Below are 22,475 nucleotides of genomic sequence, written 5' to 3' on the forward strand. Positions count from 1 at the left end.
GTGCGGACCGGAGCGGCGAGCGGGAGGTGCGGAGAAGGACTGGGCGGTGGCCGCGGCCGTGGTCATCGTGTGCCGTCCGGGAGAGCGGGGTGCGCGGCGCCGCGGAGCTGTCGTGCGTCCTGCTGGGGAATGGAGGACGGGGGGTACTCACGGCCGAGCATGATCAGGGAGACCACCCGGGCGGCCGCGTGGCCGTCGTCGTACGCGCAGAACCGCCGGCGGAAGGCGGCGCGAAGAGCGGCGGAGCGCGCGTCCTGCCACGCCCCGGAGGCGAACAGATCCGTCAACTCGTCGGTGCTGGTGGAGACATGGCCCGGTGGTTCGGCCGGCAGATCGAAGTAGGCACCGCGGGCCGCCTGGTACGCAGCCCAGTCATCGCCGTGGACGATGATCGGGCGATCCGTGTTGGCGTAGTCGAACATCAGGGACGAGTAGTCGGTGAGCAGGGCGTCGGAGACGAGCATCATGTCCTGTACGGACGGCTCGTCGGTGACGTCGAGGAGCAGCCCGCGCCGCTGGAGGTCGCGCAGCTGCAGACCACGGATCTCGGCCTTGGCGTCCCTCGGGTGCAACCGGACGAGCAGAGTGACCGTCGGCCCCAGCTCCCGCACCAGGTGCTCGAGGTCGAGCCGCGGCACGTACGACTTGCGGTGGCCGCGCCAGGTCGGGGCGTAGAGCACCACGGTGTTGCCGCCCGGGACACCGAGCCGCTCGCGCAGGGCGACCGTCCGCAACGCGTCCCCCCTGACCAGCACGTCGTTGCGCGGGGCGCCGGTCGGAATCGAGGTGAAGTGACAGGGATAGGCGCGGTCCCAGATCTGTTGCGCGTACGGACTGGAGACCAGGCTGAAGTCCCAGCGGTCCGCTCGCCGGAGCGTCGCACGGACATCGACGTGGTATCTCGCGGCCGGGCGGCCGAGCAGGTCGACGCCCATGTGCCCCAGAGGTGTCCCCTGGTGGGTGTGCACATGGATCTGCCCCGGGCGCTTCACCAGGCCGTGCGTCCAGTCGACGTTGTTGATGAAATACGTGGCGCGGCTCGTCACTCGGTGGTAACGCGGTGAGTCCGGGGCGACGTGGTCGATGCCTCTCGGCAGGAACTCCACGTCGTCCGGCCGCACCACCCACACCGGGTGGATGTGCGGGGCCAGCATCCGGGCCGCGTCATGGATGGCCGCCGGATCCCCGAGCACACCGCGGTGCCAGGAGGCCGAGTACACGGCGAGATTCGGATCGAGCGGGCGCCGGCGCTGGGTCCGGGCGATGGTCCGCTTGATCTGCCGCGTGGTCTTCCTGCGCAGCTCGCCCTTCTTGCGGAGGGACGCCTTCCGTAGCCGCTCGGCCAGCACGCAGGCCTGGAACAGGGGGTACGGGCTGCCGGGGAGCAGGCGCCACTGGGTGCGGTAGGCATCGCGCGGCGGGGTGAAACCGTCCGGCTTGTAGCGCCGATAGAACCCCACTGTCTCCCGGTAGAAGGAGGCCCGGTCCTCGGGCAGCACTCGCTCGCCGAGCGGCAGCGTCGCCAGGAAGTGGTTGATCATCCGCTCGAAGAGGAGCGGCCTCGACCCGTTCAGCTCCGGGTGTTCGTCGAGAAACGCGAACAACCCCGCGTACTGCGCGAAGATGTCGAAATGCCTGCGCCCCGGGGTGCGTGTGATCGCGCCACGCCTGCGCTGCAGATACTGGACGCACACCCGGTCGAGGCATGCGATGCGGCGGGCACACATCAACGCCTGATAGGTGACCGGGGCGTCCTCGTAGAGACCCTCCCGGTAGGTGAATCCGTGGCCGGTGAAGAAGTCGCGACGGTAGGCCTTGTTCCAGGCGACCAGGAACAGATGCAGATACTGGGGGCTGCTCACGATGTCGAATGTGTCCGTGCCCGCGGAGGCGAGCAGCTCCGCCGTCATGCTCCTGCCGCCACGGCCCCACCAGTGCGTGCGCACATGGTCGAAGACGAGTACGTCCGGGTCGTCGGTGACGGTGAGCCGCTCGTCGATGGCTCGCAGCGCGCCGGGGGTATAGCTGTCGTCGCTGTCGAGGAAGAGCAGATAGTCGCCGGTCGCGTGGCCGACCCCCGCGTTGCGCGCACGGCCGAGGCCGACGTTCTCCGGCAGGTGGACCGCGGTGACCCGGGCGTCGAGCGCCGCGTACTCGTCGATGATGCTGCCGCAGTTGTCGGGTGAGCAGTCGTCGACCGCGATGACCTCGATGTCGGTGCAGGACTGGGTCAGGATCGAGTCGAGGCACTCGCGCAGGTAGCCCTGAACCTTGTAGACGGGGACGATGACGCTGAAACGAGGCACGGGCTCTTCCACGGTCGTGAGGGATGGGGGTGGGCGTGCGGTTCGGACGGGTCAGTGGTGCGGGACGCGGGCAGCTGCCGGGGCCGGAACGCGCTCGCCCAGCGGAACGACCGGCGGCAAAGCCTCGGCCGGCTCACCGAGCAGCACCCGGCGCACCACCCGCTCCGCGGCGAGCCCGTCGTCGAATTCGCAGAACCGCTCACGGAACGCACCGCGCAGCCGGGCCGCGGCCTCGCCGTCGTACTCACCGCTGCGGAAGATCCGCGTCAGCTCGTCCTGGGTACGGGCCACCGGCCCCGGCGGCGCGGCGAGCAGGTCGAAGTAGACGCCCCGCGTCTCCCGGTAGACGTCCCAGTCGTCGGCGTACACGACGATCGGGCGGTCGAGGTTGGCGTAGTCGAACATGATCGACGAGTAGTCCGTGATCAGCGCGTCCGCGGCGAGGCACACCTCCTCGGGCGAACGGTGCTCCGTCACGTCGATCAACGCGCCGGAGCGCAGCATCCCTTCGAGACCCGCGGCCCCCTCGTAGGAGTGGTGGGCCCGCAGCAGCACCACGAACTGATCGCCGAGCGCCTCGCAGAACGCGACTAGGTCCAGCTGGGGGAGGAAGTCCGTGCGGTAGTCGCGGTGGGTCGGCGCGTACAGCACCGCGATCCGGTCCTCGGGGACGCCGAGGCGGCGCCGGATCGCGGCCACGTCCTCGGCCGTCGACCCGTAGAACGCGTCGTTGCGCGGATAGCCGATGTTCAGACTCTCGTACTCGCCCGGGTACGCCCGCTCCCAGACCTCGGTGGAGTGGCGGTTCGAGGAGAGGTTGAAGTCCCAGCGGTCCACGCGCTGCAGGAGCTTGCCGAGCGAGCCGGCCGCGGCCGCCGCCGCCGGGAACTCCGCCTGGTCCACACCCATGCGCTTGAGCGGGGTGCCGTGCTGGGTCTGCACATGGACGGTGCCGGGGCGCTTCTTGACCGACATCTCGAAGTTGACGTTGTTGAAGGTGTACTTGGCGGTGGCCATCACCTCCCAGTAGCGGGCGCTTCCGATCACCACGCACTCCACGTCGTCCGGCATCTGTCGCGCGTGGTCCTTCGTCGCCAGGAAGACCGTCTTGACATGCGGGGCCAGACGCCGCGCCGCCGCGTGGACGGCGGCGGGGTTGCAGGTGTAGCCGCGGCCCCAGTACGAGGAGAAGACAGCGAGGTTCTCGTCGACCGGCCTTCTGAGGTAGGCCCCGTACGGGTTGCCGCTCCGCTTCCGCAGTCTCCTGAGGAACCGTCGGACAAGCCGCGCCACGCTGCCAAGGCGGTGCTTCGTGCCGCGCAACGCGCGGAATGCCGTGTACGAGCGGGAAGCCAGCAACACGTGTTGCAGTCCTACGCTGCCTCCTGGCGGGCGGTGGCCCGCGGGGCGGTGCCGACGGTAGAGCCGGGCGGCCTGCCGGAAGAACCGTCGCCGCAGCGCCGGGCTCGGCAGCTGCCCGGGGGATGCCGCGGTCTTGAGTACCCCGCACACCAACTGGTGAAAGACGCTGCCGAGCAGCGCCGCGTCCGGCTTCAGCTCCGCCGCCCGGCGCATCACCAGGTCGAACTGGTCGAGCAGATCCATGTGGTGGCGGCCGGGGATCGTGTTCCGGCCGCCTTGGCGGCGCAGCAGATGGCGTACGCAGATCCGGTCGAGCAGCGCGATCCTCTCGGCTCGCAGCGCGGCCAGTACGCTCCACACCATGTCGGTGAACATGCCTGGTACGAAGGCCAGTTCGTGCCGGGACACGAAGTCGCGCCGATAGGCCGCGCTCCATGCGGGCACCAGCACATCGGGCAGCGCGGGATGCTGCTCCACCGTGAAGGTCCCGGCCGGGGCGCCCTGCCACAGCCGCTCGAGGGTCGCCCCTCTGCCGCCGTCGAACCAGTGCACCCGCTCATGGTCGAAGAGCAGCAGATCGGGCTCTTCGGATTCGGTGAGCCGGGCGTCGAGGACTCCCAGAGCGTCGGCCACCAGCGTGTCGTCGCCGTCGAGGAAGAGCAGGAACTCGCCCTCGGCGCAGGCGATTCCCGCATTGCGTGCGCCCGACAGGCCGTCGCCCGTTGGCGAGTGCAGCACCTTGATCCGCGGATCGCGGTCCGCGTGCGCGGCCACGATCGAGGCACACAGCCCTTCCGGGGCGGTGACGACGGCGATCAGCTCGAAGTCGGCGAAGGCCTGGCCGAGCACCGAATCAAGACAGTCGGGCAGCCGCCCCGGCACGTCGTGGGCAGGAACAACAACACTGAAGCGGGGCAACGCACTCTCCTTCGGTGGGCGTTCAGGCGGCGCCGGTCGGCAGAGTCACGGTTGCCTCCGGCTCCTGCCGCGGACCGGATGCCGCCGGGGCCGCCGCCGGGCGCCGCTCCTCCGGTGGCACGACGGACGGCAGACCCGTCGTCTCCCCCAGGAGGACATGCCGCACGACGCGCTCCGCGGCGCCCCCGTCGTCGTACGGGCAGAAGCGACTCCGGAACGCGGCGCGCCGCTGGGCGGAGCGCGGGCTGCGCCACTCCCCGGTCGCGAAGACGTCGATCAGCTCGTCCTCACCGGTGGCGACCACGCCGGGCGGGAAGCTCCAGAGGTCGAAGTAGGTGCCGCGGGCCGCCTCGTAGGCCGCCCGGTCGTCGGCGTACACGACGATCGGGCGGTCCAGGTTGGCGTAGTCGAACATCAGCGAGGAGTAGTCCGTGACCAGCGCGTCGCTCGCCAGGCACAGGGATTCGACGCAGGGGTGGTCCGAAACGTCGACCAGCCGGGACGAGCCCTTGTCCACGAGCGGAGTGCCGGACAAGTGGTGGGCGCGGGTGAGCACCGTGAAGCTGGGGCCGAGTGAGCGCAGCATGCGCTCCAGATCGATCGCGGGGCGCTGGGCGCGGCGGTAGTCCCGGTGTGTAGGGGCGTACAGGATCGCGACGGAATCCCGGGGGATGCCCAGGGTCTCGCGCAGCCGGGCCACGTCCTTGCCGGTGGCGTGCTGGAAGATGTCGTTGCGCGGATAGCCGTACTCGAGCGTGGTGTACGCAGCGGGGTAGACCCGCTCCCAGACGAGCGTGGAATGGCGGTTCGCGGACAGGACGTAGTCCCACTTGTCGCAGTTGGCGAGCATGCGCCGGACGTCGGTGTCGCCGACGGCGGCGGGCCGGTCGAGCAGATCGAGGCCCATGTGCTTGAGCGGGGTGCCGTGCTGGGTCTGCAGGAACACCTGGCCCCGGGCTTTGACGAGTCTTCGGTCGAAGTTGACGTTGTTGACCAGGTATTTGGAGCGGGCCAGCGCCGTCCAGTACGCGGCCGAGCCGGGGGTGAGGCGACGGGTGGCCGGCGGGATCGTGTGGTGGTGTGCGGGGCCGGCGATCCAGGCGGTGCGGATGCCGGGCGCCAGTTCGCGGACCTTCGCCTCGATCGCCGCCGGGTTGCAGCCGTAGCCGCGGCCCCAGTAGGCGGAGAACACGGCGTCGTTCTCGCGCAGCGGAAGGAGCCGTTGGATGCGGTAGTGGATCTGGAGTGCGGCCGCCCTGGCGGCACCGTATGCGGCGACGGCGGCGCGGCGGACGTGTCGCTGGAGGGCTCGCGCGAAGTACAGGGCGAGGTAGCTGCGGTGCGCGCCCAGGCGCACCAGGGCGTGCCGGATTCTGGTGCGCGTGCGGGGCGTCGCGCCCGGGCTGCGGTAGCGGCGGCTGTAGATGCGGGCCTGGCGCAGAAACTCGGGGCGGCTGCCGCGCGGCAGCCGGTCGCGCACGGTGAACACCGTGCTGAAGTGGTCGAGCATCCGGCGGAAGACGAAGGGCCGCCAGCGCGCCAGTTCGGGGTGTGCGTCCAGGTAGGCGAAGACCCGGTCGTACTGGTCGAAGATCTCGAAGTGCCTGCGCCCGGGGGAGCAGGTGATCGCCCCTCGTCTGCGCTGCCGGTACCGCACGCAGACCCGGTCGAGCACCGCGATCGTCTCCGCGGTGACCAGCACCGGATAGGTCCAGGAGACGTCCTCGTAGTAGCCGGGAGCGAAGGTGAAGCCGGCACGCTCCAGGAACTCACGGCTGTACGCCTTGTTCCAGACGACGTGCAGGACTCTCAGCAGGCCTGGCCGGTCGTCCAGGGTGAAGGCCGCCGGGCCCTCCTCGGAGAGTTGGGCCGTGACGGTGTCGGGGGCCGTCGTCCCGGTGCAGTACGACCGTACGTAGTCGTAGACCAGGACGTCGGGGCCGTCCGTGTTCTTGAGCCGGTCGGAGATCGCGTGCAGCGCGTCAGGGGCGAGGGAGTCGTCGCTGTCGAGGAAGATCACGTAGTCGCCGGTGGCGCGTTCGAGCCCCGCGTTGCGGGCTCGGCCGAGACCCGCGTTCTCCGTCAGATGGACGGCACGCACGCGCGGATCCCGGGCCGCGAACTCGTCGATGATCGTTCCACTGCCGTCCGGTGAGCAGTCGTCGATCGCGATCAGCTCAAGGTCCGTGAAGGGCTGCTCCAGGACGGATTCAAGGCATTCATGCAGATATGCCTGCACCATGTACGCGGGGACAATCACACTGAACCGTGGCAAAGGGCATCCATGGGTCGTCAGCGGCATATTGCCCGAAAACGACCGATAGCATCCGAAGTTACGCCGTATATGGCATATGGGGGACCCGGGATGATCAGGGGTCCCCCGTGAACGCCTGCGTTCCCTTCACCCTTGGCGGGCAACCGTCCTGCCCGCCGCCTCCACCAGGTCGGCTGCGCGGGCCGTGCCACCCTCGCCCGCCATGTCCGCGCGGATCTCCTGGAGGCGGCGCGCCACTTCGGGGTCGGACGCCACGGCGAGTACGGCCTCCCTGAGATTCCCGGCTGCGGCCTCCTCCATCGGCACGTGGCGTGCGACGCCGAGGCCCTGGAGCATGTCGGCGTTGCCGAACTGGTCGACGGCCTGCGGGACCGCGACCATCGGCGTCGCGGTGGCGAGGCCCTCCTGACTGCCACCCGCGCCCGCGTGCGTGATGAAGGCGTCGGCCTGCCTGAGGATCGCCAGCTGCGGCACCCAGTGGTGCACCTCGACGTTCGCGGGGATCTCGCCGAGCTCCTCCTCGTCGACGAACTTGCCGATCTGGAGCACCACATGCCAGCCGGGCAGGTCGCCGAAGGCCTCGACGCAGGCGCGGTAGAAGGCGGGCTGCTTGGTGAAGGACGAACCGAGCGAGACGAGGAGGACTTTCTCCGCACCGGCCGGGCGCTGCCACTCGCCCTGCGCCGCCCGCTCGCCCTGGCAGGCGCCGACGAAGGTGTAACGGCTCTCGTCGACCCGGTCGGCGTTCGGCTGGAGCGCCTTGGGGATGAGGACGAGGCAGCGGTCGGGGCGGCCCATGAAGTCCTCGACGGAACGGTCGATCCCGTTCGACCGGATCCAGTGCTCGAAGTTCTCGTAGAACGCCTTGCCGCGCGGCGTCTGCTTCAGCGGCTCGAACATCGGCTTGCCGACCTCTTCCTCGTAGCCCTCCCAGGCCACGAGGTTCGGTGAGAACTGCACGATCGGGACGTTCCAGCGGTGGGCCAGGACGCGGGCGGGGTAGGCGGTGATGTCGTAGAGGACGAGGTCCGGCTCGTCGCCCTCATAGAGGTCGATGAGCTGCGGCAGCGCCTGGATCGCGTCGGTGAGGAAGGGTTCGAGGTTGTCGATCAGCTCCGTGCCCCACGCGTCCGGGTCGTCGTCGGTGGGCAGCGTCGAGTGCCAGACCTTCGGCTCGGCCCCGGTCTCGGCGACCTTCTCCGCGAACTGCGGCGGGATCGCGTACGTCACGCGGTGCCCACGGGCGACGAGCTCCCTGATCACCTCGAGGCTCGGGTTCACGTGCCCGTGGGCGGCGATGGAGAACATGGCGATATGGGCGTTCCTGGGGACGGTCATGACGCCACGGTAGGTGAGACGAGACGTCTCGTGCAACTTACATTCGGCCGCCGCTACGCGGAGAATCGCGAGACGCCCTGCAGGACACCGGCAGGCTTGGCCGCTCCCTCGATCTCGACGGTGCCGTCGACCGTGATCTGCACGCCGCCCGGCACGTCCGCGACTCCGGCGAGGCGCGCGGCCAGGCGGATGCGGGAGCCCGCCGGCACGGGGCGGGGAAACGGACCTTGTTCAGGCCGTAGTTGACCTTGGTGGTGACGCCTTCCACGTCGAGGAGCTCGGTGAACATCGGGATGAAGAGGGAGAGCGTGAGACAGCCGTGCGCGATGGGCGGGGGAGAAGGCGGCCGAGGAGATCCGATCCGCTCAATCCGTACCGGCCGACGAGAAGGACGCCAAGACGAATCATTGTTGTCATCAATAGTTGCTGTAAGCCTTTAAGTCCTTCATGCTGGAGCCGACCCCATGCACCCCCGTGCCCGCACGGACCGGCCCCGGAGCTCGACATCCCCGACATCGCTGACGAAGACGCGCCCTGGATGCGCGCGCTGCACGCCGACACCGGCTATCTCCTCTACCGGCTCGGGCTGCACTCGGGCCGGCTGTTCAACGCCACGCTCGAAGAGTTCGGCCTGCGGCTGCGGCACTACGCGCTGCTGCGCTACCTCGCCACCGTGGAGGGCGCCCTGCAACGCGAGCTGAGCGACCGGCTCGGCTACGACCCGAGCGCCATCGTGAGCCTGGTGGACGATCTGCAGGAACTCGGCCTGGTGGAGCGGGGACCCGCGCCGGGCGACCGGCGCAGCCGCATCGTCGCCCTCACGGACCGGGGCAAGGACGTCCTGCGCGACACCGACAAGGGCAGCCGGCGCGTCACCGACGAACTGCTCGCCCCCCTCGCTCCCGGCGAACGGGCCACGCTGCAGGCCCTGTTGGCGCGGGTCGCGGAAGCGGACCGGGGCTGACCCGGCGGACATGACCGAGCCGTCGCAGTACTCCGCGGGCGCGGCGCGCAGCCGTTCCGCGGCCGAGCGGCTGCTGGCGGTGCTCGGCGCGTTCGACCACCGCAGACCCGCGCTGTCCCTCACCGAGATAGGCCGCCGGGCCGGACTGCCGCTGGCCACCGCCCACCGCCTGGTGGGCGAGCTCACCGCGTGGGGCGCCCTGGAGCGCGACGCGGCGGGCAGCTACCACGTCGGGCTGCGGATCTGGGAACTCGCGGCGCTGGCCCCGCGCGGCCCCGCCCTGCGCGAGGCCGCGCTGCCCTTCCTCGAGGACCTCTACGAGGCGACCCACGAGAACGTGCACCTCGCGGTGCGCGACGGCCTCGACGTCGTCTACATCGAGCGGCTGTCCGGCCGCCACGCGGTCGGCGTGCGCAGCCGGGTCGGAGCGCGCTGGCCGCTGCACGCGACGGGCGTCGGACTCGTCCTCCTCGCCCACAGCGCCAGGACCTTCCAGGACCAGGTCTGCGGGGGCCCGCTCGCCGCCTTCACCCCGCACACCCTGTCCGACCCCGTCCGGCTGCGCCGCGCCCTGGCCGAGGTGCGGCGCACCGGCTGCGCGGTGGCGGACCGCCAGATCACGGACGACGCGGTCTCGGTGGCCGCACCCGTGCGCGGGCCTGGGGGCGACGTCGTGGCCGCGGTCTCGCTCGTGGTCCCCTCGGCCGGGACACAGCCGCACTCGCTGATCCCGGCCGTACGACTCGCCGGCCGGGGCATCTCGCGCACCCTGGGCTGGCGGCCCTGAGGAGTCAGGAGGAGACCGCGGCGGCCGGTGCCCATGCGAGTGACGTGCGCGGACACCGGTGAGTCGGGCCGTGTGAGTCGCGGTCCCAGGCACGGCCCGCCGGGAAAGACGGGGGTTCGGGCGGCCGAGAGCCGACGGCCACCCTACTGCGCCGGACTCTCGGAACCCCGTCGGCCCGGAGCCGGCAGGACGGCCATGTCTCCCGGCCGGGGCGCCGACGTGCTGCCTCCCGTGACCGGATCGAGGCGGCCGTCCCGCCGCACGAGGAACTCGGGGTCGACGTCGTCGATCAGCACGCCGGCGGCGAAGCCGACCGGGAGCAGCACGATGAGGGCGGGGAGGCGCAGGCGGCCGGCCAGGATCTGCGATCCGACGGCCAGGACGAGGATCGAGCCCACGCCGATGAGCACCTGATTCGTCGTCACGAGTGGCCCTTTCGACGTGCGGTGGGACGGGTCGGTGCTCTTGCCGGCCGGCCGGGTCCGACCTGCGCTGTGTGCCGCGTGGCCGCCGCGCAGATCGCCATGGGGAGCAGGCCGGTCGAGAGCACCACGGGCAGACGGATCGTGGGAACGGCACGGCCCACGGCGGTGGCGGTCCTGCACGACCACAGCGGCGGCTGCGGCGAACCCCAGCAGGTCCACGTCGCATCGTGGTCCTCGGCCCGGCGAGGGTCAGGTCGGGGACCGTGACGGCGCCGTCACTCTTCCCACGGCGTGATCCCCCAGCGGACGGTGTGCTGCTCGCCGGGGCCGAGGGTGACGAGCCCGGTGCCGCTGCGGAAGCCGTCCGGGGGGCAGGTCATCGGCTCGATGGCGACCGCTCGACGGCGCTCCTCCGGCGGCAGAGTGTCGCCGGTGTAGAGCTGTACGTAATCGGCGCCCTCACCTAGCCACACGTCCGTACCGAAGGCACCCGACGGGTGGGCCAGACGCACCACGGCCCGACCGTCCGCGTCCCGGTCGAGGTCACCGAATGGGGTGTCCAGGCGGAGCGCACCGACAGCTCGTGGCGTTCGCAGGTCGTACTCGGTCCCGGCGACCGGCTCGGCGGCCACCGGCAGTCCGCGCTCATCGGTGCGCAGCCATGTCCGTGCGGGGACGGTCAGCACCGCCTGGTCGACGACCCCGGTGCCCGGGGTGATGTAGGGATGCTGGCCGAAGCCGTAAGGGTGCGGCGCTCGCGTCAAGGTTGCGCGCGGTGACGGCGACTTCGAGGCCGCTCTCGCCCAGGGCGTACTCGGCGCGGACGTGGAGGTGGAACGGGTAGCCCGGCTGCGGCCACAGCGGAACCTCCAGGACTGCGCGGCTGCCGCTCGCCTCCACGACCCGCCACGCGACCCACCGGAGCAGCCCGTGGATGGCGTTGCCGCCGGCCGGCTCGGTGAGCGGCAGCTGCAGATCCTGCCCGTCCCAGGGGTACCGTCCGTCACGGATCCGGTTGGGCCACGGCACCAGGATCTGACCGCGCCCGCCGGTGATCCGGTCCTGTTCTGCGAATCCGTCGATCACGGTGCGTTCACCGACCGCGTAGGACCGAACGGCCGCTCCCAGCTCCACGATGACGGCACTGTGCGCGCCGTGGCGGAGGGTCAGTTGCCGTCCAGTGCGGCTCTGCTGCACGCGTGGCCTCCTCGGTCCGCCCTGTCGGTGCCGTCGGGCGCCGACGTGGTGGTGGCCCGCGGCGCCGCCCCTCCCATCGGGAGCGTGCGGCCCCGCATCGACCCGGTCAAGCGCGACACGTTCCCGCCGGTGAGATCGCCGGGCCTGTTCACCCGGCTCACCAGCCGGACGTGGATCATCTCCTTGCGCCACCCCATCGCCCGGGCGAGCGGTCGTCCACCGCTTCGACGCGCAAGGGCCACCCGAGTGGCTGATAGTGGGAGCAGGGGCTCTGTCGAGACTTCGGAGCAGTCATGGACCGCTACCCTCCCATCGCCGAACACGGCCTGGTGGGCGATCTGCAGACTGCCGCGCTCGTCTCGTCGCAGGGTGTCGTGGACTGGTTCGCCGCTCCCCGGTTCGACTCGCCCAGCATCTTCGCCGCCCTGCTCGACCACGACGACGGTGGGTACATGCGGCTGGCCCCCGAGCATCCCGACGCGGTCTGCAAGCAGCTCTACTACCCCGACACGGCCATTCTGGTGACGCGGTTCATGTCACCGGACGGGGTGGGCGAGGTGGTCGACTTCATGCCGCCGGACCGGACCCGCACCGCCACCGACCGTCACACCCTGATACGCGTCGTGCGGACCGTGCGGGGGACCGTCGACTTCACGCTCGAGTGCCGCCCGCGCTTCGACTACGGCCGGGCCGAGCACCAGCTGGAGCTCGGCGAGAACACGGGTGTTTTCCGGTCCCCGGGGATGGACGCGCATCTGCAGGCCTCCTTCCCGCTGGAGCGGGACGGCCAGGACGTACGCGGCAGGGTGACGCTGAGCGCCGGCGAGTCGGGCGGTGTCGTGTTCACCGTCTGCGCGTCCGGCGGCGAGGCACCCGCACCCCTCACGGTCGACGGGCTCACCGCACAGGACTATGAGACCGCCCGTTTCTGGCAGGGCTGGTTGCGCCAGTCCCGCTACCGGGGCCGCTGGCCCGAGTTGGTGCACCGTTCGGTCATCACGCTCAAGCTCCTCACCTACGCTCCCACCGGCGCCCTCGTCGCGGCGGCGACCATGGGCCTGCCCGAGCAGGTCGGCGGAGAGCGCAACTGGGACTACCGGTTCACCTGGGTGCGCGACGGCGCGCTGTCCGTGCGGGCCATGCTGGACCTCGGCTTCGTCGAGGAGGCCACCGCCTTCGTCCACTGGCTCGTCGACAGGCTGCACGAGCGCGAGGGCAAGGAGGAGGAGCCGCTCCAGACGATGTACCGGATCGACGGCAATCCCCACCTGCCGGAGGAGACACTCGAACACTTCGAGGGCTATCGCGGCTCCTCCCCCGTCCGCATCGGCAACGGCGCCGTCGACCAGCTCCAGCTGGACATCTACGGCGAGGCCCTCACCGCGGTGTCCCAGGGCCTGGAGATCGCGCAGCAGACCACGTACCGGGGATGGAAGGCGTTGGCCAGGACGCTGGACTGGCTCGCCGACCACTGGGACCGGCCGGACGAGGGCATCTGGGAGACCCGCGGCGGCCGCCAGGACTTCACATACAGCCGCGTGATGTGCTGGGTCGCCTTCGACCAAGGACTGAGCCTGGCCGAGCGCTTCCGCAGGCCCGCCGACGTGGGGAAGTGGCGCAGCGCCAGGGACGCCATTTTCGAGCAGGTCATGGAACGCGGCTGGAGCGAGCAGGAGGGCGCCTTCGTCCAGCACTACGGCGGCGATGTCCTGGACGCTTCGCTGCTGCTCATGCCGAGGGTCCAGTTCATCGCCCCCCGGGACCCGTCCTGGCTCGCCACCCTCGACGCGATGGACCGCAAGCTCGTGTCCGACAGCCTCGTCTACCGCTACGACCCGGCGGCATCACCGGACGGGCTGCGCGGCTCGGAGGGCACCTTCAGCCTGTGCACCTTCCTCTACGTCGACGCGCTGGCCCGGGCGGGGCGGCTGCCCCAGGCCCGCTACACCTTCGAGAAGATGCAGACCCACGCCAACCACGTCGGGCTCTTCGCCGAGGAGATCGGCCCGAGCGGGGAGCAACTGGGCAACTTCCCCCAGGCGTTCACGCATCTGTCGCTCATCATGGCGGCCACCACCCTCGACAAGGCGCTCGACGCCGAGAGCGGGCGCTGACCCGTGGTCACGCATGCACGTCCGGCAGGACCGTCACGGCTGACCGCCGACGAGTTCGGCGTGCTGTACCGGCACCTGCGCTCGCGCACCGCCTGGGCCGGGGGTCCCCGGGGTGCTCTCACCGCCCTGACTCCTGCGCGGGTTCTGGCCGCGACCCGCGAGGTGCGGACCGGCCGGACGGTCACGCTCGCCGCGCCGGTGGAAACCCTGTCCGGCCCGGACCATCCGGAGCCCGCCGAGCACCGGATGAGCGGGCAGCCGGCGGAAGACACCTCCAGCGGGCTCCACTTCGCGAGGGACAGCTTCGCGATGAACGTGCACGGCGACGCCGACAGCCACATCGACGCCCTCTGCCACGTGATCTACGACGGCACACTGCACGGCGGTGTGCCCTCGAGCAGCGTCACGGCGGGCGGGGCGACGAGGCTCTCCATCGAGACGGCGCGCGACGGGATCGTCGGACGCGGCGTGCTGCTGGACATCCCGCGGCTGCGCGGCGTGCCCTGGCTCGAACCGGGTGATCACGTGACCGTCGACGACCTCGCCGCGGCCGAGAGCGCCCAGAATCTCCGCGTGGCAGAAGGCGACCTGCTCTTCGTCCGCGTCGGCCACCGCCGACGCCGCGCCGAACTCGGGCCGTGGGACGCGGCACATGAGCGCGCCGGTCTCCACCCGTACGCGCTGGAGTTCCTCGCGGACCGGCGGGTCGCCGTGCTCGGCGGCGACGGGAACAACGACACCGCCCCGAGTTCCACCGAGGGCGTCGGCTTCCCCGTGCATGTGCTGGCGATCCACGCCATGGGCCTTCACCTGCTGGACTACCTGCAGTTCGAGTACCTGGCACCGGTCTGCGAGACGGAGGGGCGCTGGACGTTCCTCTGCGTGATCGCCCCGCTGAGACTGCCGGACGCCACCGGCTCGCCCGTCAACCCGATCGCCGTCCTGTGACCCCGGTGCCGACGGTCGTGGTGGCCCTGGGCGGCTGGGGATCAGGCAAATACACCGTAGGACCGCTGCCAGGACAGCCGGCAACTCCTAGAATCTACCTGCACAAGGGCATGCCGATCGGCGCCACCGCGCACCAGGCCGGCACCGTGCGGTTCGGCGACGACCCGAAAAGTTCCGCCCTCGACGTCAACTGCAAGGCCCACGACCTCGACAACCTCTACGTCGTGGACACCAGCTTCTTCCCCAGCATCGGCGCGGTGAACCCGTCGCTGACCGCCATCGCCAACGCCCTTCGGGTCGGCGATCGCATCGCCGCCCGCCTGCGCTGACGGGTGCTCCGTCGCTGTGTGAACCGGCTGAGCGCCGCTACAGGTTGTCGCCGGGCGCTCTGGCGGCGCGCGTGTCGGCGTCGGTGAGCTCCTCCAGTTCACCCATCGTGTCGAGCCGGTACAGCAGCACCAGCGCCGGACCGACCAGCAGGATCGCGATGGCTGTGACGATCATCAGCCAGCGCAGGGTGTGATCGGCACCGGCCGCCTCGGCCACCGTCAGCGAGGTCGGCAGCACGTACGGCCGCTGCGCGAAACCCCAGGCGCCGACGACCAGGGCGACGCTTGCCACCGAGGTGTAGCGGGACCAGCCGTAGGAGCGGCGCCACACGAGCAGGACCGTGGCCAGACCACAGACCGCGGCCAGGATGATCAGGAGCAGGCCGAGCCCCCCGGTGAGGCCGTCCCAGACGTACGGGGCGTCGTTGTGGGTGACGGGCAGGCCGATGAGCGCGAGGACGACGACCGCGGCGAAGGCGGTCAGCGCCCGCAGGCGGAAGTAGTCGACGAGGTCGTCGGCGCCGAACCGCAGGGCGTCGGAGCAGAGGAAGACCGCGCCGAGGAACGCGGTGGCGGCGATGGCCAGCAGTCCGACGAGGACGGAGGTCCCGTTGGCCCAGGCGTCCGCGGAGGCGGGCGTGCCGACCTTGACCCGACCGGAGGCGATGCCGCCGAGCACCGCACCGAGGAAGAACGGCGTGAGCAGCGACGAGATGGCGAACACGGCGCCGTACATCCGCTGTTGGGCCAGGCGGCGGGTCGGCTTGCGCAGAGCGAACCCGGCGCCGCGGAGCACCAGGCCGACGGCGGCGAGGGCGAGCGGCAGCCACATCGCGGAGAAGACGGCCTGGAACATCGTCGGGAAGCCGGTCCACATGATCACCAGAATGAAGATCAACCAGACGTTGTTGACCTCCCAGACCGGTGCCATGGCGTGGTCGATCAGCCAGCGGGGCCGCTTGCCACGCTCCGCGCCGCCGGCCAGGAGGTCCCAGAATCCCGCGCCGTAGTCGGTACCTCCGGCGCAGGCGTAGGCGGCGATCGCGAGCACCATCACCCATGCGATGAAGTCGGCCATCACGACGCACCGCCAGAGGTGCGGTCGGAGCCGCCGGGCTCGGCCCCGGTGGTGGTGGGCTCGGGCTCGCTTCTGGGCCCGTAGGGGGTGTCGTTCTCCGGCGGCAGTTCGGCGCGCGCGGCGGCGAGGCCCTCGTCGGCGATGCGCCAGCGGGTGCGCATCTTCAGGACGACCGCGAGGAACGAGCCGAAGACGGCCACGTACACGACCATGACGATGCCGAGCATCGCCCACAGCGATCCGGCACGCGTACCGGTCACCGCCTCCGAGACCCTCATGTGCTGGTAGACGATCCAGGGCTGGCGGCCGACCTCCGTGGTGATCCACCCGCACTCGACGGTGACCAGGCACGCGACTCCCGCGATCGCGGCGCAGCGGAAGAACCAGCGGCTGCGCGGGAGGTCCCGGCGCCGCAGCCAGCACCAGCCGTACCAGAGCGCGAGCAGGATCAGCACGCTGCCGATGGTGACCATGATGTCGAAGGCCCAGTGGGCGATGGTGGCCTGAGTCGCCGTCGGGCGGTCGCTCGCCGCGACCGACGACAGGCCCGTCACCTTGGTGTCCGGGCTGAATCCGGCGAGGATCGAGTCCAGTTGGGGAATCCTGAGACCGCCGGAGATCGTCCCGTCGGGGTGCAGGCGCCCGAACATGTACTCCGGCACGTGGGTGTCGGTCTTCCAGACGATCTCCGTGGCGGCGAACTTGATCGGCTGCTTGTGGAAGACGGCGCGAGCGGCGGAGTCACCGAGCATGAACTGGACCGGGGTGAGGATCGCGGCAACCGTGAACGGCACGGTGAAGCCGAGCCGGTGGTAGCGGTCACGGCGCCCGCGCAGCCAGCCGACCGCGTACACACCGGCGACCACGTAGCCGGCGGTCAGGAGCATCGCGACCACGAAGTGCCAGTACTCCGGGCCGAACATCGGTGTGAAGATCGCCTGCCGCACATCGACGGCGACGGGATCGCCCAGGGCGTCCAGGCGGAACCCCTGCGGGGTGTTCATCCAGGAGTTGGCCGCGATGATGCCGAACGCCCCCATCAGGGCGGCCAGTGGCAGCGGTACGGCGAGCCAGAAGTGGGTCCAGGGTTTGAGCCGGCGCCAGCCGTAGAGGTAGATCGCGATCAGGACGGCCTCCAGGAAGAACGCCCACGCCTCGATGCCGAACCCGAGGCCGAAGACGTCGCCCCAGCGACCCATCATGCCGGGCCACAGCAGACCGAACTCGAAGGACAGCACGGTGCCGGTGACGACGCCGACGGCGAACTGAACGGCCATCACCGCCGACCAGCGCCGGGCGAGTGTGAGGGCGACGGGGTCGTTGCGGCGAAGCGCCCGGTGGTGCATGAGCAACGTGATGAACGGCAGCGCCACGCCGAACGGGACCAGCAGGATGTGCGAGGCCAGGGTGAAGGCCATCAACTCCCGCGCCGGCAGGAGTTGGGCCGGGGTGCTGTTCGCCAGCAGGGCAGCGGTGCTGAGCATGTGAGCCTCGATGGTCTGCCCTGCATGGCGGGGCTGCGGAGGGACAGGATGCGAAGAGGTGCCCGCAGAGGGTCGGCCGGGGCCGGCCTCAGGGAGGCTCGGGCGCCTTCGGCCCGGCCGCGCGGGCCGCCGACACGTCGGTGCCGGGCATGGTGAAGGCGCGTTCGCGGCGAGAGCCGGTGGCGAAGACGACGGACCAGCTGAGCACCGCTCCCAGCCTGCTGCGGAAGCCGGTGAGAAAGGCCAGGTGGATGAAGAGCCAGGCCAGCCAGCCGGCGAAGCCCGACAGATGCAGCGGGCCGGCCTTGACGACAGCCCGGCCGCGGGCGATGTAGGCGGCGCTGCCGAGATCCAAGTACGTGAAGGGCTTCGGCTCCTTCGTCCTGCCTTCGACGGCGTGGCGCACCCTCCGGCCCGCGTACGCACCCGACTGCATGGCGACCTCGGCCGGCCCCGGCAGCCGGTTCAGACTCATCACGTCGCCCGTGACGCGGATCTCCGGATGGCCGGGGACGGTGAGGTCGGGTTCGACGAGGATGCGTCCGGCCCGGTCCTGCTCGGCACCGGTTGCGCGGGCCGGCGCGGCCGCGATCGGCGGCGCCTCGACGCCCGCCGTCCACAGCACGGTGCGTGCGTCGAACCGGGTCGTCCCGCCGTCATGGTCTGGCACCGTCAGGCCGTCCGCGCCGACGTCGGTGACCCTGGTGCCCAGGTGGAGCTCCACTCCGAGATCCTGCAGGGTTCGGGCCGCACGGTGGGCCGGTCGAGGGCCGAACGCACCCAGCACCGCGTCGGACCCCTCGAAAAGCAGCACCCGGGCCTTGGCGGAATCGATCTTCTGAAACTCCCGCTCGAGCGTGTGACCGGCGATCTCCCGGACCTGTCCCGCGAGTTCGACACCGGTCGGCCCGGCACCCACGAGGGCGAAGGTGAGCCATTGCTGCCGTTCCCGGTCGTCCGCTGCCGTTTCGGCCATCTCGAACGCCCGGTAGATCCGTCGGCGGATATCGAGCGCGTCGTCCAGGGTCTTCATGCCGGGGGCGTGCGCGGCGAACTCGTCGTGCCCGAAGTAGGACTGCCGCATGCCCACCGCGACGATGAGATCGTCATACGGCAGCACGATGTCCGCGCCCTCGGGTCGCCGGGCGTGGACCAGCCGGGCGCCGGCATCCACGTCGGTGGCTTCGGCAAGCACGCAGCGCACGTTGTGGTGGCGCCGCAGGACCCCGCGGAGCGGTTGGGCGATCGGCCCCTCGGACAGGATCCCTGAAGCACACTGGTACAGCAGCGGCTGGAAGAGGTGGTGGGCGCGGCGGTCGACCACGGTCACCGCGACCGGTGACTTGCGCAGGGCACGGGCGGCGAACAGCCCCGCGAACCCTCCGCCGAGGATCACCACCCGGCGGGGCGTGACGTGATCCCGCACCGGAGATCAGCCTCCGGTGGCGAAGCCGGGAAAGAGCGTCATTCCGCCGTCGACGTAGAGGGTGGTGCCGACGACGTAGTCGAGCAGGTCGGACGCCACGGCGACGACGGCGTTGGCGATGTCGTCCGGGTCGCCCACGCGGCGGTACGGGATCAGGCGCAGGAGGTCGGCCTCGGCCTCGGGGGTGGACCAGGCGTCGCGGTTGATCGGCGTGCGGATGGCGCCGGGTGCGACCGCGTTGACCCTGATCCGCTTGGGTGCGAGCTCCTGGGCGAGGGTCTGCATCAGCATGCCCACACCGCCCTTGGAGGAGGCGTAGTTCACGTGCCCCGACCACGGGATGATCTGGTGGACCGAACTCATGCAGATGATCTTTCCCGCCGAACGGGAGACCTCCTCCACCACGCCGCGCCGGATGAACTCCTTGGCGGCCTCCCGCGCGCACAAAAACTGGCCGGTCAGGTTGACGGAGATGACTTTCTCCCACTGGGCGAGTGTCATCTCCGTCACGGCTGCGTCCCGCTGGAGGCCCGCGTTGGCCACCATGATGTCGATGGTGCCGAACTCCTCGACCATCCGCGCGACCATGGCGGTCACCTGGTCCTCGTCGGACACGTCGGCCTCGTGGGCGTAGGCGCGGACACCGAAGGCCTCGATCTCCTTCACGACTTTGTCTGCTTCGTCCGCACCGACGACATAGTTCACCACGACGTCCGCTCCGGCCCGGCCCAGGGCAATGGCGGTCGCCAGACCGATGCCCGAGTTGGCGCCGGTCACGAGCGCCTTCTGGCCCCTGAGAAGCTGCGCGGACACCACCCCGCGGCTCTCGTTGGAGTTTCCTGCCACCACGTTCTCTCCTTCTGCCTTGTCGACGGACGCCCTCGAGGACCGGACGACGCGCAGGAGGAGAACGGAACGTCGGCCGGCCCGTCAGGCAGACACCGGAGCCGTCACATACCCGGCCCCCAGACGAAAGCACCCTGCCCGGCGGTGGGGCAGACCGGCGCGCAAAGCAGCCGTACTTCAGCCGAACGCGTCACACAGTCGGACTACGAGCCGCCCCCGAACCCCGCCCGGGCTGGTGTCACGCGGGCCACCGAGGGGCCAAGGGGCACGCCAGGCCCGCTGGACGGCGGCGGCAGTGCTCGTGTGCCGCCGGAACGCGGCGATCGAGTCGTCACAGAATCCAAGGGCTTTCCGATACCTCTCCTGGCTTCGAACTCCGCTCCGACCAGGCCATATACCAAGGCTCTTCCGTGAGGCGGAAGCCGCATTGCGTCTGCGTGACGCTCTCCCCGACGATGCGACCACCACCAGAGACGGGAGCCGCATCCATGCCTCACACGACCGCCTTCGCCAGGAACCAGTGGTACGTAGCGGCGTACGGGACGGAGGTCGGGCGGGAACTGCTCGCCCGCACCGTCCTCGGCGAACCGATCGCCTTCCACCGGACCGAGGACACGGGCGAGGTCGTCGCCCTGGCGGACCGCTGCGTGCACCGCCGCTTCCCGCTCTCGCACAGCCGGCTCGACGGAGACAGGGTGGTCTGCGGCTACCACGGCTTCACCTACGACACGACCGGCACCTGCGTGTACGTCCCCGGGCAGAAGCGCATCCCCCGTACCGCCAGGGTGAGTTCGTACCCCGTGGCCGAGCTGGACTCCTTCGTGTGGGTGTGGATCGGCGACCCCGCGCTCGCGGACCGGACGACGATCCCGCGCGCCCCGCACCTGGCCGACTCCGCGCACTGGACGACGGTCGGCGGGATGGAGCCCATCGACGCCGGCTACGGCCTGCTGGTCGACAACCTGATGGACCTCTCCCACGAGACGTACCTGCACGGCGGCTACATCGGCACGCCCGAGGTCGCCGACACCCCCATGACGACGGAGGTCGACGAAGGCGCGGGCATCGTCCGCGTCAGCCGGCACATGGACGACGCCGAGTGTCCGCCGTTCTACGCCAACTCCACCGGCATCAAGGGCCGCATCACCCGCTGGCAGGACATCGAGTACCACGCCCCCTGCCTGTACCTGCTGCACAGCCGCATCGCCCCGCAGGGCGTCCTGCCGAACCCGGACGGCACCGACCCGGACGCCTTCCACGTGGAGATCACCTACGCGATCACACCGTCCACGCCGGACCAGGTCTACGACTTCTGGGCCGTCTCCCGCGACTTCGGCCACGACGACGAGGAGATGTCCGCGTTCCTGCGCGACTTCAACCACGAGGTGGTCATGCAGGACGTGAACGCGCTGAACCTGCTCCAGAAGACCCTGGAGAGCGAGCCCGCCGGCTACCAGGAACTCAGCATCAACATCGACACGGGCGGCCTCGCCGCCCGCCGTATCCTGTCCCGCCTCGCCGCCGAGGGCGACCGGTCCGCGACCCCCGACAACGTCGCGCGATGAGCCGCCCGCCCACCGCCGAGGTGTACCGCGTCGACTGGGTCCCCGGCACCGACGCACTGCACGGCATCTGCCACTGCGGGGCCGAGCACGACACGCAGGACCCCGTATTGATGTGGCAGTGGATGCTGTCCCACCCCGATCACCAGGAGGACGACCGGTGACCCCGCCCTACGAAGCCGACCTCGTCGTCGCCGCACGGGCCGAAGAGGCCACCGGCGTCGTGTCCTTGACGCTCCGCCACCCGGATGCGGACCCCCTGCCTTCCTGGGAGCCGGGCGCCCACGTGGACCTGGTCCTCACGGACGGCCTGGTCCGCCCGTACTCGTTGTGCGGCGACCCCGCCGACCGCACCGCCTGGACCGTCGCCGTCCTCCACGAACCGCGCGGACGCGGCGGGTCGGCGTACGTGCACGAGAAGCTGACCCCGGGCGCGGTCGTACGCGTCCGGGGGCCACGCAACCACTTCCCGCTCCACGAGGCGCCGGGCTACCGCTTCGTGGCGGGCGGCATCGGGATCACCCCGATCCTTCCGATGGTGGCTGCCGCCGAGGCGGCGGGCGCCGAGTGGAGCCTGCTGTACGGCGGCCGCACCCGCGGCTCGATGGCGTTCCTCGGCCAACTCTCCGCCTACGGCGCGAAGGTGCGCGTCGCGCCGGAGGACGAGACGGGCCTCCTCGACCTCGACGGGTATCTCGGCCCACCGGAGACGGACGGCGACGACACCCTGGTCTACTGCTGCGGCCCGGGACCGCTCCTCGACGCCGTCGAGGCCCGGGGCGCCGCGCACACCGAGCGTTTCCGGCCGACGCAGGACGGACCGGACGGCGCCGACGCCACGGATCACGCCTTCGACGTGGAGCTGCGGCGCTCCGGCCGCACCCTGACCGTGCCGCCCGGCCGCAGCATCCTGCACACCGTGCGGGAGGCGGGGGTCGAGGTGCTGTACTCCTGCGCGGAAGGCACCTGCGGGACCTGCGAGACCGACATCGTGGAGGGCGCGGCGGACCACCGGGACTCGGTGCTCAGCGCGCAGGAGCGGGCGGCGGGCGAAACGCTGATGATCTGCGTCTCGCGCTGCCTGGGCCCGCGCCTCGTCCTCTACATGTGACCTCG

18 protein-coding genes and 2 pseudogenes are annotated in these 22,475 nt (G+C 70.7%); 8 read left to right on the forward strand and 12 right to left on the reverse strand.

Going from position 1 to position 22,475, the window contains the following annotated elements:
• Positions 1-62: 62 nt before the first annotated feature.
• From OG758_RS15380 to OG758_RS15400, 5 genes and pseudogenes are all read right to left on the reverse strand, one after another.
• Positions 63-2,306, reverse strand: a complete 2,244-nt coding sequence (locus OG758_RS15380) for a bifunctional glycosyltransferase/CDP-glycerol:glycerophosphate glycerophosphotransferase (protein WP_326710533.1) — start codon at positions 2,304-2,306, stop codon at positions 63-65.
• Positions 2,307-2,357: 51 nt separating this feature from the next.
• Positions 2,358-4,586 (reverse strand): bifunctional glycosyltransferase/CDP-glycerol:glycerophosphate glycerophosphotransferase, encoded by a 2,229-nt coding sequence (locus tag OG758_RS15385; RefSeq protein WP_326710534.1) that lies wholly within the window; start codon positions 4,584-4,586, stop codon positions 2,358-2,360.
• Positions 4,587-4,608: 22 nt separating this feature from the next.
• Complete coding sequence (locus tag OG758_RS15390) at positions 4,609-6,861, reverse strand: bifunctional glycosyltransferase/CDP-glycerol:glycerophosphate glycerophosphotransferase (RefSeq protein ID WP_326710535.1); 2,253 nt, start codon at positions 6,859-6,861, stop codon at positions 4,609-4,611.
• Positions 6,862-6,987: 126 nt separating this feature from the next.
• Entirely contained in the window at positions 6,988-8,199 is a 1,212-nt protein-coding gene (gene mgt / locus OG758_RS15395) for a macrolide-inactivating glycosyltransferase (RefSeq protein ID WP_326710536.1), read from the reverse strand.
• A gap of 53 nt (positions 8,200-8,252) precedes the next feature.
• A pseudogene (locus tag OG758_RS15400) lies at positions 8,253-8,536 on the reverse strand (MaoC/PaaZ C-terminal domain-containing protein); the annotation flags it as partial.
• 201 nt (positions 8,537-8,737) lie between these two features.
• Here OG758_RS15400 and OG758_RS15405 point away from each other — a divergent pair.
• Entirely contained in the window at positions 8,738-9,163 is a 426-nt protein-coding gene (locus OG758_RS15405; protein ID WP_266675118.1) for a MarR family winged helix-turn-helix transcriptional regulator, read from the forward strand.
• Between the two features lie 10 nt (positions 9,164-9,173).
• Positions 9,174-9,950, forward strand: a complete 777-nt coding sequence (locus OG758_RS15410; protein ID WP_326710537.1) for an IclR family transcriptional regulator — start codon at positions 9,174-9,176, stop codon at positions 9,948-9,950.
• Between the two features lie 143 nt (positions 9,951-10,093).
• Here OG758_RS15410 and OG758_RS15415 read toward each other — a convergent pair whose 3' ends face one another.
• The 3 genes from OG758_RS15415 to OG758_RS15425 form a co-directional block, all read right to left on the reverse strand.
• Positions 10,094-10,375 carry a hypothetical protein gene (locus OG758_RS15415; RefSeq protein WP_326710538.1) on the reverse strand — a complete coding sequence of 94 codons (282 nt, stop codon included), beginning with the start codon at positions 10,373-10,375 and terminating at the stop codon, positions 10,094-10,096.
• 275 nt (positions 10,376-10,650) lie between these two features.
• Positions 10,651-11,139, reverse strand: a complete 489-nt coding sequence (locus tag OG758_RS15420; RefSeq protein ID WP_326710539.1) for an aldose epimerase family protein — start codon at positions 11,137-11,139, stop codon at positions 10,651-10,653.
• Entirely contained in the window at positions 11,021-11,764 is a 744-nt protein-coding gene (locus OG758_RS15425; protein ID WP_326710540.1) for an aldose epimerase family protein, read from the reverse strand. The genes OG758_RS15420 and OG758_RS15425 overlap by 119 nt, the downstream gene beginning before the upstream one ends.
• Positions 11,765-11,865: 101 nt before the next feature.
• Between OG758_RS15425 and OG758_RS15430 the strand changes: the two genes are divergently transcribed.
• From OG758_RS15430 to OG758_RS15440, 3 genes and pseudogenes are all read left to right on the forward strand, one after another.
• Positions 11,866-13,686 (forward strand): glycoside hydrolase family 15 protein, encoded by a 1,821-nt coding sequence (locus tag OG758_RS15430; protein WP_326710541.1) that lies wholly within the window; start codon positions 11,866-11,868, stop codon positions 13,684-13,686.
• 3 nt (positions 13,687-13,689) lie between these two features.
• Complete coding sequence (locus tag OG758_RS15435) at positions 13,690-14,634, forward strand: cyclase family protein (RefSeq protein WP_326710542.1); 945 nt, start codon at positions 13,690-13,692, stop codon at positions 14,632-14,634.
• A gap of 92 nt (positions 14,635-14,726) precedes the next feature.
• Positions 14,727-14,963: pseudogene (locus OG758_RS15440) on the forward strand (GMC family oxidoreductase); the annotation flags it as partial.
• Positions 14,964-15,000: 37 nt separating this feature from the next.
• On the opposite strand, the gene OG758_RS15445 reads toward OG758_RS15440, so the two are convergent.
• The 4 genes from OG758_RS15445 to OG758_RS15460 all read right to left on the reverse strand — a co-directional run bounded on the left by OG758_RS15445 (position 15,001) and on the right by OG758_RS15460 (position 19,797).
• Entirely contained in the window at positions 15,001-16,041 is a 1,041-nt protein-coding gene (locus tag OG758_RS15445) for a cytochrome d ubiquinol oxidase subunit II (RefSeq protein ID WP_326710543.1), read from the reverse strand.
• Complete coding sequence (locus tag OG758_RS15450) at positions 16,041-17,525, reverse strand: cytochrome ubiquinol oxidase subunit I (protein WP_326710544.1); 1,485 nt, start codon at positions 17,523-17,525, stop codon at positions 16,041-16,043. Before OG758_RS15450 ends, OG758_RS15445 begins: the two co-directional genes overlap by 1 nt.
• A gap of 88 nt (positions 17,526-17,613) precedes the next feature.
• The gene (locus OG758_RS15455; RefSeq protein WP_326710545.1) at positions 17,614-18,951 is read right to left on the reverse strand and encodes an NAD(P)/FAD-dependent oxidoreductase; all 1,338 of its coding nucleotides are present in this window, start codon (positions 18,949-18,951) and stop codon (positions 17,614-17,616) included.
• Between the two features lie 6 nt (positions 18,952-18,957).
• Entirely contained in the window at positions 18,958-19,797 is an 840-nt protein-coding gene (locus OG758_RS15460) for an SDR family oxidoreductase (RefSeq protein WP_326710546.1), read from the reverse strand.
• A gap of 488 nt (positions 19,798-20,285) precedes the next feature.
• Between OG758_RS15460 and OG758_RS15465 the strand changes: the two genes are divergently transcribed.
• From OG758_RS15465 to OG758_RS15475, 3 genes are read left to right on the forward strand one after another with little or no spacing between them, the layout of a single operon-like run.
• Positions 20,286-21,362, forward strand: coding sequence for an aromatic ring-hydroxylating dioxygenase subunit alpha (locus OG758_RS15465; RefSeq protein ID WP_326710547.1), 1,077 nt, complete (start codon positions 20,286-20,288; stop codon positions 21,360-21,362).
• Positions 21,359-21,523: a hypothetical protein gene (locus OG758_RS15470; protein ID WP_326710548.1), complete on the forward strand. Its 165-nt coding sequence runs from the start codon at positions 21,359-21,361 to the stop codon at positions 21,521-21,523. Before OG758_RS15465 ends, OG758_RS15470 begins: the two co-directional genes overlap by 4 nt.
• Complete coding sequence (locus OG758_RS15475) at positions 21,520-22,470, forward strand: PDR/VanB family oxidoreductase (protein WP_326710549.1); 951 nt, start codon at positions 21,520-21,522, stop codon at positions 22,468-22,470. Before OG758_RS15470 ends, OG758_RS15475 begins: the two co-directional genes overlap by 4 nt.
• The last annotated feature ends 5 nt before the right edge of the window (positions 22,471-22,475 follow it).

Source organism: Streptomyces sp. NBC_01474 (genome assembly GCF_035918215.1).
GTDB classification, from domain to species: Bacteria; Actinomycetota; Actinomycetes; order Streptomycetales; family Streptomycetaceae; genus Streptomyces; species Streptomyces aureus.

Excerpts from the sequence above, each read along its gene's own strand:
- mgt (WP_326710536.1), bottom strand. The coding sequence starts at position 8,199 with ATGACCGTCCCCAGGAACGCCCATATCGCCATGTTCTCCATCGCCGCC.
- OG758_RS15405 (WP_266675118.1), top strand. The coding sequence starts at position 8,738 with ATGCGCGCGCTGCACGCCGACACCGGCTATCTCCTCTACCGGCTCGGG.
- OG758_RS15410 (WP_326710537.1), top strand. The coding sequence starts at position 9,174 with ATGACCGAGCCGTCGCAGTACTCCGCGGGCGCGGCGCGCAGCCGTTCC.
- OG758_RS15430 (WP_326710541.1), top strand. The coding sequence starts at position 11,866 with ATGGACCGCTACCCTCCCATCGCCGAACACGGCCTGGTGGGCGATCTG.
- OG758_RS15445 (WP_326710543.1), bottom strand. The coding sequence starts at position 16,041 with ATGGCCGACTTCATCGCATGGGTGATGGTGCTCGCGATCGCCGCCTAC.
- OG758_RS15450 (WP_326710544.1), bottom strand. The coding sequence starts at position 17,525 with ATGCTCAGCACCGCTGCCCTGCTGGCGAACAGCACCCCGGCCCAACTC.
- OG758_RS15465 (WP_326710547.1), top strand. The coding sequence starts at position 20,286 with ATGCCTCACACGACCGCCTTCGCCAGGAACCAGTGGTACGTAGCGGCG.
- OG758_RS15470 (WP_326710548.1), top strand. The coding sequence starts at position 21,359 with ATGAGCCGCCCGCCCACCGCCGAGGTGTACCGCGTCGACTGGGTCCCC.